Below are 903 nucleotides of genomic sequence, written 5' to 3'. Positions count from 1 at the left end.
GGGTGTCTTTTAGCAGACCTCGCTGGCTGGCTTTGCATCCCGATACGCAGCCTGCCTGTTCCCAGATGAGCCCTGAGAGCCATCCGGGATTTCCGTGAACAGTGCCCCTTTACGGTTGCGCGACCTTCGCTGTACAACTCTCTTCTGGGCGAAGGCAATCCGATGCGGTAAAGTGTCCAGCTGAAGCTTGTCTTTGACCAGTCTACAGACCAAACTCTTGGGCATAATCAGCGGATATACCTGCGTCCTCAGGGACGAGTATAGCTTTCCGATGCAACGGAAAAGAGCCGTCATTATGTTCAATATAGGGTGCATTTTGTTCATACAACTTGTATTACCTGATCCATTTGTCTGTTGGCAGCGGCGCCTCCTTATCATGGCCTGCCCACTTGACTTTTATTATTTCTTCGTTTTATCCGGTTAACGTTTTCGTCGTTAACTTATACCAAAGTTCGCCAGTAAAGAGCAGCTGGACTTGACCGAATCTGGAGTCGGGTATATACAGGTTTGGAATAATGAAAAGGTAGAGCAATAAAAAAATCCCCTCGGAAGGGGATGGTTAAAATTTCAAAGGTGTATTGTGGTGGCTTCTCGGATAATCTCGTCAATGAATGCCAGATATTCGTTTTCGCTTTTAAAATTTGGCGTAATTTTCCGATCTACTCGATAAAGAATATGATCGCGTATAAAGGCTTCTTCAAAAACAGAACAGATAATGACATATTTATTTGTCAGGTCAATCTTCGAAAGAAGATGGTTTACTTCAAAATAATCACCACCGCTGCTCAAGATCAGTATCTCGGCTTTCGCAGCAGACAGTTCCAGCGTTTCCTCACGGATTTCTATTAAACGGGGGTGTTTGGTGAGGGTTGTGACGATATCCACTTTTGATAGATTGATCAT

The 903-nt window shown here is 44.6% G+C and carries 1 protein-coding gene; it reads right to left on the bottom strand.

The annotated features are described in order from the left end of the window. Window positions 1–567: 567 nt before the first annotated feature. The coding region (locus B2X72_RS03780) for a hypothetical protein (RefSeq protein WP_286848325.1) at window positions 568–903 on the bottom strand (336 nt) is incomplete at its 5' end.

This window comes from Sphingobacterium sp. UBA7253 (assembly GCF_002472745.1).
Taxonomy (GTDB): Bacteria; Bacteroidota; Bacteroidia; order Sphingobacteriales; family Sphingobacteriaceae; genus Sphingobacterium; species Sphingobacterium siyangense.
This window is presented reverse-complemented; position numbering and strand designations above follow the sequence as displayed.